At 64.9% G+C, this 3,363-nt stretch carries 4 protein-coding genes; all 4 read left to right on the top strand.

The genetic code is table 11. The features are described from left to right. The first annotated feature begins 104 nt into the window (after positions 1-104). The 4 genes from tldD (at position 105) to ABSG20_RS32830 (ending at position 3,271) form a co-directional block, all read left to right on the top strand. Complete coding sequence (tldD, locus tag ABSG20_RS32845; protein ID WP_423868607.1) at positions 105-1,523, top strand: metalloprotease TldD; 1,419 nt, start codon at positions 105-107, stop codon at positions 1,521-1,523. Continuing rightward, positions 1,523-2,293, top strand: a complete 771-nt coding sequence (gene lepB / locus ABSG20_RS32840; protein ID WP_423868606.1) for a signal peptidase I — start codon at positions 1,523-1,525, stop codon at positions 2,291-2,293. Before tldD ends, lepB begins: the two co-directional genes overlap by 1 nt. A gap of 107 nt (positions 2,294-2,400) precedes the next feature. Next, positions 2,401-2,625 (top strand): DUF2934 domain-containing protein, encoded by a 225-nt coding sequence (locus ABSG20_RS32835; RefSeq protein WP_423868605.1) that lies wholly within the window; start codon positions 2,401-2,403, stop codon positions 2,623-2,625. A gap of 73 nt (positions 2,626-2,698) precedes the next feature. Next, on the top strand, positions 2,699-3,271 hold the full coding sequence (locus ABSG20_RS32830; protein ID WP_423868604.1) for a nucleotidyltransferase family protein: 573 nt from the start codon (positions 2,699-2,701) through the stop codon (positions 3,269-3,271). The last annotated feature ends 92 nt before the right edge of the window (positions 3,272-3,363 follow it).

The raw sequence follows: 3,363 nt of genomic DNA, 5'->3' as shown, positions 1-3,363 counted from the left end.
GGCCTTAACCTCGATGCGGCAATCGGGCCTGCCTGGCCCCCCTCGCAACCCGGCCGGCAAAAGACTATCTTGATCCCATCCCCACCCGCAACGGAATAGGCCCTATGACCCCTACAACCTCGCTTCTCGACCGCGCCAGTCTCCACCGCGATGCCGTGCGTCACGAAATCGCGCGGGGGCTGTCAGGCGCCGATGACGGCGAGCTGTTCCTGGAATACAGCCAGTCCGAGGCGCTGATGTTCGACAATGGCCGGCTCAAGCAGGCCACCTATGACACCTCGCAGGGGTTTGGGCTGCGCGCGGTCAAGGATGACGCGGTCGGCTATGCGCATTCCTCGGACGTCTCGCTGCCGGCGCTGATTCGCGCCGCCGACGCGGTCGCGGCGGTGCGCGGCGGCTACTCCGGCACCTTCGCGGCGGCCCCGGCGCACAGCAATGTGCGGCTCTATGGCGATGAAAATCCGCTGGATGCCCCTGGCTTCGAGGCCAAGGTCAAGCTGCTCGCCGAAATCGATGCCTATGTCCGCGACCGGGATCCCCGGGTGCGGCAGGTCTCGGTCAGTGTTGGCGCGACCTGGCAGGTGGTGGAAATCCTGCGGCCGGATGGCGAGAGCTATCGCGACATCCGCCCGCTGGTGCGGGTCAATGTTTCCGTCGTCGCCGGCCAGGGCGACCGCCAGGAAAGCGGCAGCAAGGGCTATGGCGGCCGCGAGGGCTATGCCCGCTTCATCGATAGCAAGGCCTGGCGCGAGGCCGCCGATGGCGCGCTGCGCGAGGCCCTGGTCAATCTCGAATCGGTTCCGGCGCCGGCCGGCGAGATGGACGTGGTGCTGGGCGCCGGCTGGCCCGGCGTGATGCTGCACGAGGCGGTCGGCCATGGGCTCGAGGGCGATTTCAACCGCAAGCAGACCTCGGCCTTTGCCGGCCTGATGGGCCAGCAGGTCGCCGCCAAGGGCGTCACCGTGGTCGATGACGGCACCATGGCGGCGCGGCGCGGCTCGCTGTCGATCGATGACGAGGGCACGCCGACCAACCGCACCGTGCTGATCGAGGACGGAATTCTGGTCGGCTACATGCAGGATCGGCAGAACGCGCGGCTGATGAACATGAAGCCGACCGGCAATGGCCGCCGCCAGGGCTATGGCCATGTGCCGATGCCGCGCATGACCAACACCTACATGCTGGCCGGTGAGCGCGACCCCGGCGAAATCCTTGCCTCGGTCAAGCACGGCATCTATGCCGCCAATTTCGGCGGCGGCCAGGTCGACATCACCTCGGGCAAATATGTGTTCCAGTGCACCGAGGCCTACAAGATCGAGGATGGAAAACTCGGGGCGCCGCTGAAGGGGGCGATGCTGATCGGCAACGGGCCGACCGACCTGCATCGCATCACCATGATCGGCAACGACCTCGCGCTCGATACCGGGATCGGCACCTGCGGCAAGAACGGCCAGGGCGTGCCGGTCGGTGTCGGCCAGCCGACGCTGCGGATGGAGCGCATCACCGTCGGAGGAACCGGCTAATGGGCATCAACAAGGAAACGGTGGCGCCGAAGACCTCCATTTGGCGCGGCCAATTGTTGCAGCTCGCCGGCGTCGTGCTGGCGGTATTCCTGGCCAAGGGCGCGCTGGCCGAGCCGTTCTATGTGCCGTCGGGCTCGATGGAGCCGACGCTGCAGATCGGCGATGCGCTGTTGGCAACGAAATTCGCGTATGGCTATTCTACGGCCTCGCTGCCGATCCAGATCAACCTGCCCGAGAGCGGACGGCTGTTGGGCGAAACCCCAAAACCCGGCGATGTCGTGGTGTTCCGCTGGCCGGGCGACCGCTCGCAGGCCTGGGTCAAGCGCGTGGTCGGGCTGCCCGGCGACCGCATCCAGATGCGGCAGGGCCAGCTCTTCATCAATGACCGCGCGGCGGAGCTGAAGCCCGACGGGATCGGCAAGGCGGAAAACGACGATGGCGGCGTCGAGCCTGCCTATCGCTACATCGAAACCTTGCCCAATGGCGTCAGCCACGAGATTTTCAAGCTGCGCGACAATGGCCGGCTCGACAACACGGCGGAAGTGACCGTGCCGCCGGGCCATTTGTTCGTGATGGGCGACAACCGCGACAACTCCGCCGACAGCCGCGTTCCGCTGCGCGACGGCGGCGTCGGCATGCTGCCGATCGACGACCTGGTCGGCCGCGCCGACGCCATCGTCGGATCCTGGGACCTCGGCATCCGCAGCCAGCCGGTCTGGACCTGGCTGTCCGGCTTTCGCCCGGCGCGGTTTTTCACGTCGGTGCGTTGAGGGATGACGCGGCGGGGTAGCAAAACTACCGACTTTGTGACCCTAAATTAGGAAATTGTTAACCATGATTCATGCATGAGTTCTCCCTTCAACAAGGAGAATTCACCATGCAAGATCTCGATCAGACCATCCGTGAGCGGGCCTATCATCTCTGGATCGCGGCCGGCTGCCCTGAAGGCAATGCCGACGCTTATTGGCTCGATGCCCAGCGCGAGCTGTTGGCCACCTCGCTGGCGGTTTCCGGACCGGTCGGCCCGGCAAAGGCCGCGACCAGGAAAAAGTCCGCGGACAAGCCGAAGGCGCCTGCCAGATCGAAGAGCAAGGCCGCCTGAACGACGCCGCTACCGGCTTCATTTTGAGAGCAGACCTCATGGTGAGGGGGCGCTCTGATGGTATCGTGCGGCCATGGATGCAGACATCTTTCTCGCCGCGGCCCTGCGCAATTCGGTCAATGCCATTCTGGCCGATGAATGTTTCCGGCTGGCACTGCCGGATGCGTGGATCGTCTCGGGATGCCTGGTGCAGAGCGTGTGGAACGTCAAGACCGGGCGAGCGGTCGACTACGGCATCAACGACTACGACATCTTCTATTTCGATCCCGATACCTCATGGCAGGCCGAGGACGCCGTGATCGCCCAGTTGCAGGGCAGGTTTGAAAACCTCGGCGTCAAGGTCGAGCTGCGCAATCAGGCCCGCGTCCATCTCTGGTACCCGCAGAAGCACGGGCTGCCCTACCCGGCACTGCAGTCCTCCGTGCAAGGCATCGATCGTTTCCTCACGAGGAATACCCAGGTTGGCATCCGCCGCACCGCTACGGGGTATGACGTCTACGCGCCGCATGGATTCGACGATATCGCCGGCCTCATCGTGCGACCCAACCCGGGACCGAATTTTTCGGCGGCCAGCTACGCCGCGAAGGCCAGCCGCTGGCGCGGGCTGTGGCCGGAGCTCACGATATTACCCGCCAAAGCGGACTAGACTAAGACTAGACCACCAGCGTTTCCGAAGTTCTGATCATATCGAAGCTTGCGAAGCTGCGCTCCCTCTCCCGCGCTCTTCGCGCGGGGGAG

The sequence above is a fragment of the Bradyrhizobium sp. genome (genome assembly GCF_049512235.1).
In the GTDB taxonomy this organism is placed as follows: domain Bacteria; phylum Pseudomonadota; class Alphaproteobacteria; order Rhizobiales; family Xanthobacteraceae; genus Bradyrhizobium.
This window is presented reverse-complemented; position numbering and strand designations above follow the sequence as displayed.